The sequence below is a fragment of the Flavobacterium sp. genome (assembly GCF_036515215.1).
Taxonomy (GTDB): Bacteria; Bacteroidota; Bacteroidia; order Flavobacteriales; family Flavobacteriaceae; genus Flavobacterium.
Genome location: NZ_DATBVQ010000080.1, coordinates 1 through 10,284, shown reverse-complemented (window position 1 = coordinate 10,284; position 10,284 = coordinate 1). Strand labels below are relative to the sequence as shown.

At 37.7% G+C, this 10,284-nt stretch carries 10 protein-coding genes and 1 pseudogene; 5 read left to right on the top strand and 6 right to left on the bottom strand.

The features are described 5' to 3' along the window. The 4 genes and pseudogenes from VIH09_RS05895 to mutY form a co-directional block, all read right to left on the bottom strand. Window positions 1–243 (bottom strand): annotated as a pseudogene (locus VIH09_RS05895) (gliding motility lipoprotein GldD); the annotation flags it as partial. Beyond that, window positions 218–1,534: a gliding motility-associated protein GldE gene (locus VIH09_RS05890; protein WP_331578852.1), complete on the bottom strand. Its 1,317-nt coding sequence runs from the start codon at window positions 1,532–1,534 to the stop codon at window positions 218–220. The gene VIH09_RS05890 and the pseudogene VIH09_RS05895, both read right to left, overlap by 26 nt. A gap of 23 nt (window positions 1,535–1,557) precedes the next feature. Continuing rightward, complete coding sequence (locus VIH09_RS05885) at window positions 1,558–1,998, bottom strand: single-stranded DNA-binding protein (RefSeq protein WP_331578850.1); 441 nt, start codon at window positions 1,996–1,998, stop codon at window positions 1,558–1,560. Window positions 1,999–2,045: 47 nt separating this feature from the next. Then, window positions 2,046–3,110 carry an A/G-specific adenine glycosylase gene (gene mutY / locus VIH09_RS05880; protein WP_331578848.1) on the bottom strand — a complete coding sequence of 355 codons (1,065 nt, stop codon included), beginning with the start codon at window positions 3,108–3,110 and terminating at the stop codon, window positions 2,046–2,048. Between the two features lie 134 nt (window positions 3,111–3,244). On the opposite strand from mutY, the gene VIH09_RS05875 reads away from it, so the two are divergent. The 3 genes from VIH09_RS05875 to VIH09_RS05865 all read left to right on the top strand — a co-directional run bounded on the left by VIH09_RS05875 (window position 3,245) and on the right by VIH09_RS05865 (window position 6,782). After that, window positions 3,245–3,535: an HU family DNA-binding protein gene (locus VIH09_RS05875; protein WP_007137418.1), complete on the top strand. Its 291-nt coding sequence runs from the start codon at window positions 3,245–3,247 to the stop codon at window positions 3,533–3,535. Window positions 3,536–3,903: 368 nt separating this feature from the next. Continuing rightward, a complete protein-coding gene (locus VIH09_RS05870; RefSeq protein WP_331578843.1) occupies window positions 3,904–5,448 on the top strand; it encodes a ribonuclease E/G in 1,545 nt (514 codons plus the stop codon). Between the two features lie 293 nt (window positions 5,449–5,741). After that, window positions 5,742–6,782, top strand: coding sequence for an ion channel (locus VIH09_RS05865; protein WP_331578841.1), 1,041 nt, complete (start codon window positions 5,742–5,744; stop codon window positions 6,780–6,782). 42 nt (window positions 6,783–6,824) lie between these two features. Here VIH09_RS05865 and VIH09_RS05860 read toward each other — a convergent pair whose 3' ends face one another. Beyond that, on the bottom strand, window positions 6,825–7,268 hold the full coding sequence (locus VIH09_RS05860) for a nucleoside deaminase (RefSeq protein ID WP_331578839.1): 444 nt from the start codon (window positions 7,266–7,268) through the stop codon (window positions 6,825–6,827). Between the two features lie 38 nt (window positions 7,269–7,306). On the opposite strand from VIH09_RS05860, the gene VIH09_RS05855 reads away from it, so the two are divergent. Next, window positions 7,307–9,088 carry a 1-deoxy-D-xylulose-5-phosphate synthase gene (locus VIH09_RS05855; RefSeq protein ID WP_331578837.1) on the top strand — a complete coding sequence of 594 codons (1,782 nt, stop codon included), beginning with the start codon at window positions 7,307–7,309 and terminating at the stop codon, window positions 9,086–9,088. A gap of 36 nt (window positions 9,089–9,124) precedes the next feature. Continuing rightward, complete coding sequence (locus VIH09_RS05850; protein ID WP_331578835.1) at window positions 9,125–10,087, top strand: DUF3078 domain-containing protein; 963 nt, start codon at window positions 9,125–9,127, stop codon at window positions 10,085–10,087. A 56-nt stretch (window positions 10,088–10,143) separates the two neighbouring features. On the opposite strand, the gene VIH09_RS05845 is transcribed toward VIH09_RS05850, so the two are convergent. Beyond that, window positions 10,144–10,278 (bottom strand): T9SS type A sorting domain-containing protein, encoded by a 135-nt coding sequence (locus VIH09_RS05845; protein WP_331578854.1) that lies wholly within the window; start codon window positions 10,276–10,278, stop codon window positions 10,144–10,146. Window positions 10,279–10,284: the final 6 nt, after the last annotated feature.

Genomic DNA, 10,284 nt, shown 5'->3' with positions numbered 1-10,284 from the left:
TGCAAAACCACAATCTGTCTCCCCTTTTATAACGGCATTAGAATTCATTTCGAAACTAAAAGGACACTGGTTTTCGAAATCCACATATTTCGCCACTGGATAATCCAAACGCAAATGACTGGCTGGTTTAGGGAAAACATCATCCTTACAAGCCGTAAACAATAACAATCCCAAGACCATAAAAACCATTCCGATAATGGAATCAAGATTTTGTTCTTTACCTTCCTTCTTTATTCTTAACATCAATAGTTACTTTTATCTGTTTGATACGTTTTTTGTCTACCGTTTCAATAGTGAACAAGCAGTTTTCATATGATATTTTTTGTCCTTTGGCAGGAAAATTTCCCGAAATTTCGAGTATAAATCCAGCCAACGTTTCGGCTTCCCCTTTTTTAACTTCGAAAACCTCTTCGTCAACATCTATAATCCTATAGAAATCCTTTAAGTTTGTTTTCCCTTCAAAAAGGTAATTTTTATCGTCAATTTTAATGAAATTGACGTTTTCATTATCAAATTCGTCACTGATATCTCCTACAATTTCTTCAATCACATCCTCTAGCGAGACAAGACCCGAAGTACCGCCATATTCGTCAACTACGATGGCAAGATGGCTCTTCATCCTCTGAAAATCCTTCAGCAAATTGTCGAGTTTCTTGTTTTCAGGGACGAAAAAAGGCTCCCGAATCAACGTATTCCAGTCAAAATCTTCCTTGTCTATGTGACGAAGTAAATCTTTCACAAATAATACGCCTTCAATCTGGTCAATGTTATCTCTATAAACCGGAATTCTGGAATATCCTTTTTCAATGATTTTCGAATAAATATCAGAAAACGACTCTGTTATTTCCAAGCCGAATATATCTATTCTGGGACTCATCACCTGCTTGGTGTCCGTATTACCAAAGGTTACGATCCCAACAAGTATTTTTTGTTCTTCCAATGAAGTTTCATCTGACGAGGTCAATTCCAAAGCTTGCGACAGCTGATCTACTGAAAAATTTGTTTTTTGTTTCCCCAGTTTATTGTGCAAATAAACCGTCGTTTCCCTCATGGGAATACTTATTGGCGAAAGCAATCTATCAAGTATTGCTATTGGATAAGCTATCGATTTGGCAAACTTTATATTATTCCTACTGGCATATACCTTTGGCAAAACTTCACCAAATAGCAATAATAAAAAGGTCACTAAAACTACTTCTAAAGTGAACTTTAAAATTGGGGAACTAATTGCAGAAAACAGATCTTTCCCAATAAATGAAAATAGAATCACTACTCCAATATTGATGAAATTATTGGCCACTAAAAGCGTTGCCAATAGTTTTTTCGGCCTATCCAAAAGATCCGTAAGAATCTTTCCTCTGGAAACATTCCCTTGTGTCGCTTCATCTATATCCTTTTGTGACAAGGAAAACAATGCTACTTCAGCACCGGAAACTATTGCAGAACAAAAAAGCAATACGGCTATTCCGATAAAACCAAAAACTAGATTAGTATCTAATGTGTAGGCGAAATTTAAACTGGGCTCTGGGTCCAAATTAAAAAAAATTAGTTAAACAATCAAAACGGCAAATCATTAATAGGCAAGCTGTTATTTTGCGGGTCAAAGTTAGTGTTTTTTGCGGATTCTGAACTGTGAATTTGTTTGTTGTTTTCAGCATCCTTCTTTGTCGACAGAAAAGTAAACTCAGTAACTTGAATTTCGGTGGTGTGTTTTGTCGTTCCGTCCTCAGTCTGCCACTGCCGCGATTTAATTCGTCCTTCCACATAAATCTTGTCCCCTTTTGACAAATGTTTTTCACAAATTTCTGCCGCTTTATTGCGGACAACAAGATTGTGCCATTCCGTAGAAGTGATTTTTTCATTGGTAGTTTTGTTGATGTAAACTTCATTTGTCGCTAATTGAAACCGTCCAATACAATTTCCACCGTCAAAATAATGCATCTTTATCTCATCTCCAAGATGCCCAATAAGCATCACTTTATTTAATGTCCCGTTCATGTTATTTATGGATATATCCCAAAGATACATTTTTTTAGAACCCAATATTATTCCTTTTCAATAAAATTATGAATTACTATAGGAACAGGAAATGTTCTTAAAGTTGCGGCATCCGTGCCATTTTTTATGACTCCATTTATATTCACTTTCCAAAACTTGATATGCAAATGTTGGTGGGATAATTTATGAACGATACTTTTTTCATTATACTCCATTACACTACCCACACTCTCATTAACAAAAAAATCTTTCTCGATTCGCTCTACGATATAATCAAAGTTTTCGACCGCCTCCGTTTCGATCAAAGGGAATTCATAGAGGTTTTGCCAAATCCCTTTTGAGGTCCTTTTTTGTATAATCGTATCTTCATTATCGTCAGAAACCACCAGATAATTAAAATACCGATTTCTAACTTTCAGCTTCTTTGATTTCACCGGCAATTGATCGACCTTCTTTTTTTGTAATGCCAGACAACTTTCGTTAAAAACACAAATGCCACAGTTGGGACTTTTTGGGACACATTGTAAGGCTCCAAACTCCATAATGGCTTGATTAAATGTCGCAGGATTAGCTTCACTCAGTTCGGCTCCGCCTCGGGCGTCTTTTGGCATCAACTCGAAAGCCAGGGCCGCAAATTCCTTTTTGGCGGAAGCCAAAGCAATGTCTGTTTCAATATCAAAATAACGGGACAAAACGCGAAACACATTTCCATCGACAACTGCAACGGGCTCCCCGTACGAAAAAGAAGCTATGGCAGCAGCGGTATATTCGCCCACGCCCTTGAGCCCTAAAAGATCAGTATAGTTATTGGGGAAAATTCCATCTAATTCGGTCGCTACATATTGAGCGGTCTTATGCAGGTTTCGGGCGCGCGAATAATACCCCAGTCCTTGCCACAGTTTCAAGACCTGTTCTTCATCGGCTTTAGCAAGGTCAAAAACCGTAGGGAAGGCATCCAAAAAGGACAAATAATAAGGCGTCCCCTGGGCCACACGAGTCTGCTGCAGCATAATTTCCGAGAGCCAAATGTGGTATGGATTGGCAGTATTTCGCCACGGCAAATCACGCTTATTTTGTAAATACCATTGAATAAGCAACTTAGAAAATTCCATTATTAAATATTTGACGACAAAAGTAAAAGTTTATATGATTAAATTTTAACGAATTAGCTTGAATAATTGTTTTTTAAATTCATATATTTGCACACTCAAAAAAATTATTACAATATAATAAATAAGGAAAGAAAATGACGAAAGCAGATATCGTAGCGAAAATTTCAGAAAAATTAGGTCTTGAAAAAGGTGATGTTCAAGCAACAGTAGAGACATTTATGACTGAAGTTAAAAATTCATTAGAGACTGGTGATAATGTTTATTTAAGAGGATTTGGAAGCTTTATTGTTAAAACTAGAGCAGAAAAAACCGGAAGAAATATTTCTAAAAACACCACAATAAAAATTCCTGCACACAACATTCCTGCGTTCAAACCTGCGAAAGTTTTTGTGGAAGGCGTAAAAATAAATAACGAAGCAAAATAATAATATTAATCATAAAATCGAAAAGATATGCCAAGTGGTAAAAAAAGAAAGAGACATAAGGTAGCGACTCACAAACGTAAAAAAAGAGCGAGAGCTAACCGTCACAAAAAGAAAAAGTAGTTTTAAACTACTTTTTCCTTTTTAAAAGTTCATTGAAATCGAAAATTAGTGTTCCGTCTTCAGTTTTTAGTCTTCAGCATGCTGATAAACTAAAATTACTAATGGCCAGCTAATTTTCACCGGGTTCAATACCTGTTAAAATTATTGTTTAATCCATCCTAACAATTCAGTTATGAGTTATGAGTTTTAAGTTTTTCAAACTTTAAACCTGAAGCCTGAAACTAAAAGTTCGGATAAAAATTTACAACGTGAATAAAGAATTAATCATCCGATCTAGTTCTGATTTCGTAGATTTTGCCTTATTAAAAGATGGAAAACTAATTGAATTACACAAAGAAGAAGAGAAAAGCAACTTTCAAGTAGGCGATATTTTTATTGCCAAAATAAGAAAACCAGTTGCCGGACTAAATGCAGCTTTTGTAAATGTAGGCTTCGAAAAAGATGCTTTCTTACATTATCATGATTTAGGTCCAAATCTAGCTTCCCAACTGAAATTCATAAAACTTGTAAGCGCAGGTAAATTAAAAGATTTCTCCCTAAAAAACTTTCAGTTTGAAAAAGAGATAGATAAAGACGGTACTATTACTGATGTAATAAATGCCAACCAATCTATTTTAGTACAAGTCGTAAAAGAACCAATATCTACAAAAGGACCAAGGATCAGTGCTGAGCTTTCCCTTGCCGGAAGATTTATTGTTTTAGTTCCTTTCTCTGACCGTGTCTCCATTTCTCAAAAAATAGAAGACAAGAAAGAAAAGGATCGTCTTAAACGATTAGTACAATCCATCAAACCAAAAGGATTTGGTGTTATTGTTCGCACAGTAGCCGAAGGCAAAAATACAGCCGAATTAGAAAAAGACATGCAGAACCTGCTTAGCAGATGGGACGCAATGTGTAAAAAATTACCGACCGCTCATCATCCGTCAAAAATATTAGGAGAGCTCAATAGAGCTTCGTCAATATTAAGAGACGTCTTTAACGATACCTTTAGCGGTATCCAAATTGATGATGAAGAGTTGTACAACCAAACGAAGGATTATTTGCAAGAAATTGCACCTTCAAAACAATCAATTGTTAAGTTTTATCAATCAAACGATACGCCCATTTTTGAGAAATACAACATAGAGAGACAAATCAAGACTTCATTCGGGAAAACAGTGTCTATGAGTAAAGGTGCTTATCTTATTATCGAACATACTGAAGCTTTGCACGTCATTGACGTAAATAGCGGAAACCGTTCTAATAAAGCCACCAACCAGGAAGACACCGCCATGGAAGTCAACATGATTGCCGCCGCCGAAATCGCCAGACAATTGCGTCTACGTGATATGGGTGGTATAATCGTAATTGATTTTATCGACTTGTCCAATCCTGAAAACCGTAAAATTTTGTTCGACTTCTTGAGAGAGGAAATGAGCGATGACAAAGCGAAACACAAGATCTTACCCCCTAGTAAATTTGGACTAGTCCAAATCACAAGACAAAGGGTAAGACCGGAAGTTAATATAAAAACTAGAGAAGAAGATCCTAATGATGTTAAAGGCGAAATTGAAGCGCCAATTTTAATCATCGACAGAATCAATTCCGATCTGGAAAGAGTTTTAAAAAGCCATAAAGATGTTGTACTTAACGTACATCCGTTCGTGGCAGCATACCTTACCAAAGGTTTTCCATCATTACGTTCAAAATGGTTTTTTGAACATAAAAAGTGGGTGAAAATCATACCTCGTGACGCTTACACGTATTTAGAATATCATTTCTATGATAAAAAAGGAAATGTTATAAAAGAATAAACAAAAACCGCCTTTCGAAAGATCGGCGGTTTTTTTGTGTGTGATTGTGAAGGATAAGCCATACCTTTTTTTAGGAGCTGTTTACTTCGTCGGTTCGCCTCGCTCGTATCCAGCTGTCCGCTAAAGAACTAAAATTCATAAGGCAGTCTTCAGCGTAGAAAAAACTTAAGCTGTGTTTAACATCTGTTTATTTCCTATATTAGTTGCCTGATCACTTGACAAATCGCTGCGCCCGACGTTAGCATACGACCAATTCAAAAGTCGGTTTGTCCCAACAGATTAAAATCAACACCATGAACTATTTTATGTTTTTTCTAGGAGTCATTCTTCTACTTGTAACTGCTGCCGATTTGATCAATACCTCCTTGTCAGTACGTGGGGCCGGTTTTATTACGAAACGACTATCCAAATCCATCTGGAGCATCTTACTGGTGATCAATAAAAAAATGGGGCGCAGAAAAATTTTGCAGATTGGCGGGGCTGTTATTTTAGTTTCCATTCTTATCAACTGGTTGCTGCTCATTTGGATTTCTGCCAGCTTAATGTTCATCAGCGATCCCGGTTCATTAATGAATGTCGAGACCAACTCTTCTACGACAGTAATAAACAAGATATTTTACACTGGCTACACGCTTTCCACTTTAGGTCTAGGAGATATGGAATCCACCGGGGATTTTTGGGATGTATTGACCGCGATACTTTCATTTACCGGACTGATTCTGATTTCCATTGCCATAACGTACTTAATCCCTGTCGTTTCAGCCGAAATAACGAAAAGGAAGATAAGTGTCTATATAAACACTCTTGGCGGTTCTGCGGAAGAAATCCTGCTTAATTATTGGAACGGAAAAGATTTTAAAGAGCTGGAACAACCTTTTATAAGCCTTATTGATTCCATCATTTTACATGCCCAAAACCACAAAGCATACTCAGTTTTGCATTTTTTCCACTCATCGGACAGGAAAGAAGCCTTCGTTCTCAATCTCACGAACCTTGACGAGGCGCTTACCGTATTGTTTCATAATATTCCTGCAGAACAGCGACCTCCATTCAATGTGCTTATTAGGCTAAGAAAAGCTATTTCCAGCTATCTAGTAACTCTACCCGCAACCTTTATAAAGCCAGGCAAAGAAACTCCCCCCGTAATGGTTTATACGACACTTGAAAATAAGGGAATAAGGATTCTATCTGGTGAAACGGTAAATTTAGAATATGAAAAACTCAAAACCAGACGCCAATTATTGTTGTCGCTAATCAAAGATGACGGATGGGAATGGACAGACCTTAAAACAGGAAGTTACAATCATGAAATTAACATGAGCGAAACCTTTTGAACGGTATGACTAATTTTTATTCAAGGCAGATCCAATAAAAAGCTACTTCCTTTTCTCCGCAAAAAAACGCTTCATCAGGTCAGCAGACTCATTCGCCATAACTCCACGTTTTACGACAGTCTTTGGATGCAATTGTGTTCCCATTTTCTCAAAACCCCTGTTTTCATCTCTTGCGCCAAAAACAATTTTAGAAATTTGGCTCCAATACAAAGCTCCGGCACACATCTGACAGGGCTCGAGCGTTACGTAAAGCGTGCAGCCAATTAAATACTTGCCCCCAATATAATTGGCAGCGGCAGTTATCGATTGCATTTCGGCGTGCGCTGTAACATCATTCAGTAATTCGGTTAAATTATGGCTTCGGGCAATAATTGTATTATTTATCACGATGACAGCTCCCACAGGAATCTCCCCTTTATCGAAGGCAATTTCGGCCTCGTTCAAAGCCTTTTTCATAAAATATTCGTCGGTGAAAATGTTTTCCATAAAACAAAAATACAGCATTCAATTCGTACATTTGCTTTATGTCAGAGAATTTACTTTCATCCATTAACTATCCCGACGATTTACGCCAACTCGAGGAAAACCAACTTCCGCAGCTGGCTCAAGAGTTGCGCAATTTCATAATCGACATTGTCTCCGCAAAAGAAGGACATTTGGGGGCCAGCTTAGGAGTCGTCGAGCTGACTATTGCACTGCACTATGTATTTAACACACCGGATGACTTATTGATTTGGGATGTGGGACACCAAGCTTACGGGCATAAGATACTAACAGGTAGAAGAGAAAATTTCCATACTAATCGTCAATTGGGCGGTATTTCTGGCTTTCCAAAAAGGAGCGAGAGCATTTATGATGCCTTTGGCGTAGGCCACTCCTCCACTTCCATTTCTGCCGCACTGGGGATGGCAATTGCTTCCAATCTGAAAGGAGATTTTGACAAACAACACATAGCGGTGATTGGGGATGCCTCCATAGCCTCAGGCATGGCGTTTGAAGGGCTAAATCATGCTGGAGTAACTGACGCTAATCTATTGGTGATTCTTAACGACAACGCGATCGGCATTGACCCAAGCGTCGGCGCATTGAAAAATTACCTTACCACGGTAAAAAACGGGAAGAATCCAAAGCAAAACAACATGATCAAGTCTTTGAATATTGATTATTCGGGGCCGATTGATGGCCACGATATTTTTGCAGTTATCAAAGAGCTGAAACGCTTGCAAAAGATAAAAGGACCAAAATTCCTTCACGTGATAACCACCAAAGGGAAAGGACTAAAACAGGCCGAGGAAGATCAGGTAAAATACCATGCGCCAGGAAAATTTGATGCTAAATCTGGCGAAATACATTTAAAATCGGAAGAAAATCTTCCTCCAAAATACCAGGATGTTTTTGGCTTGACCATTTTGGATCTAGCCAGAAAAAATGAAAAAATCATAGGGATTACGCCGGCAATGCCTTCTGGAAGTTCTCTAAAATTTATGATGGACGCCTTACCGGAACGCGCTTTTGATGTTGGAATTGCCGAGCAGCATGCCGTGACACTTTCGGCTGGAATGGCAACGCAGGGAATGATTGTTTTTTGTAATATCTATTCGACATTTTTACAGCGCGCCTATGACCAGCTTATTCATGATGTAGCTTTGCAAAACTTGCCCGTTATTTTTTGTTTGGACAGGGCAGGATTAGTGGGCGAAGATGGTGCGACACACCATGGCATTTTTGATGTGGCTTATATGCGTTGCATTCCCAATATGATTATTTATTCTCCATTGAACGAGATTGCTTTGCAGAATATTTTATATACTGCCCAGTTAGGCTTGGAACATCCCATCGCCATTCGCTACCCTCGAGGTCGCGGAGTAATCTCGGATTGGCAATCACAATATTTCGGTAAATATGAAAAAATTGAAATTGGCACTGCAAAATGTCTAAAAAAAGGTACGGAAGTGGCGGTCCTTTCCAATGGCCCTATAGGCAAAAGTATTACTTTGGCCTTAGCCAATCTAAACGATCCACCCACGATTGCTCATTACGATTTTGCGTTCGTTAAACCTTTAGACGAAACGGAATTACATTACATATTTAAAACCTTCAAATCCGTTATAACGCTTGAGGACGGCGTAATTTCAGGTGGTTTCGGAAGTGCGATTCTCGAGTTTACAGCTCGTTATAATTATTCCGCAAGCGTAAAAATACTGGGAATTCCTGATGAATTTATAGAGCATGGCACTGTTGATCAATTGCAACAATATTGCAATATCGACGTTAAAAGTTTAGAAATAATTTTTTCAACTAAATGAAAATAATTATTTTGCGCCCTTTTAATAAAACAACCGATGACCAAATTATTATCTTTTTCCTGCCTACTCTTCTTATTTTCAATTAATACTTTCTCGCAGAAAATTATAACCACCATACTTCCTGAGCCCAAAGCAAAAGACACTACAACATATTGGATCAAGAAAAATAAGATAGGTTTTGACATATCCGAAATCGCTTTTGTCAATTGGAACGCAGGTGGTACCAGTTCGATCTCTGGATTGTTAAAAAGTAAGTTTAGCCGAGTTTACACCCGAGACAATTACAATTGGACAAACGAGTTAATTATGCGTTACGGCTTAAACAAACAAGATGGTATTGAACTTAGGAAAACGGAAGATGCATTTCAGTTTAACTCAACATTAGGCTATCGAAATGACACCCTTTCCAACTGGTATCACTCGGCAAAATTTAATTTCAATACGCAGTTTACTAATGGCTATTCCTATCCAAACAAAAATATTTCTGTTTCCAAGCCATTTGCGCCAGCCTATATTTTCTTAGGCCTCGGTGCTGAATATGCCTCAAAAAAGAAAGATGAGATGCTTTACCTGTCGCCATTCACCTCTAAAATCACTTTTGTATTGGATCAGAGACTGGCAAACATGGGTTCATTTGGAGTTGTCAAAGCGGTGTATGATTTGAACGGCAATTTGATTTCCGAAGGTGAAAGGTCAAAGGTCGAGCTTGGTTTTCTGCTGACGGCCTACTATAAAAAAGAAATCTTCAAAAACATCACTTTTGAGAATCGATTAAGCCTGTATTCGGATTACATAAATAATTTCGGAAATGTTGACGTTGATTATGATATGGTATTGGACTTAAAAGTTAACGAATACGTAAAAACGAACATCGGTCTTCATGTAATCTATGACGATGACATAAAAGCGAAAGAAGAAATTGACGGAGCGCAGGTGACCGTTGGTCCCAAAATACAGTTAAAGCAAGTTTTAGGAGTGGGATTGGTGTATGAATTTTAATTAAAAAAAGCCTGTAACATCGTTACAGGCTTTTTAATTGACAATTATACTGAAAATTAATTCAAAATGATTTTTTCAGTATAACTTAAGCCCTCACCGTTTACTTTTAATATATAAATTCCTGATCCAAGATGATTTAAATTAAGTTTCATTTGGTTGTTGAAATCTTCATTTTTAACTCTATAAACCACCCTCCC